A 291-nucleotide genomic window follows, 5' to 3' on the forward strand; every position below is an offset into this window, starting at 1 on the left:
CAAGAAATACGGTAAAGAAATATATTTCTTTATTTGAACTTCTAGGCTTAAGTTTTGAAGCTATTGATGCCAAAACAGATGCCGAACTTGAAGTTTTGTTTTCACAGAATACTGTTGAAACCATAGATCCCAGATTACAAAAGCTTTATGATTTTTTTCCACAAATGGAACGCGAACTCAAGAAAGTTGGAGTTACAGTTCAACTTATGTGGGAGCGATATATTACTATACATCCTGATGGTTTTAAGAGTTCTCAATTTAGACATCACTTTAAAATATGGAGTAAACGCG

General features: G+C 33.3%; 1 pseudogene. It reads left to right on the top strand.

Annotation, left to right across the window (positions count from 1 at the left end):
• Positions 1 to 291 (top strand): annotated as a pseudogene (locus G6042_RS14710) (IS21 family transposase); the annotation flags it as partial.

The sequence above is a fragment of the Flavobacterium solisilvae genome, assembly GCF_012911605.1.
In the GTDB taxonomy this organism is placed as follows: Bacteria; Bacteroidota; Bacteroidia; order Flavobacteriales; family Flavobacteriaceae; genus Flavobacterium; species Flavobacterium solisilvae.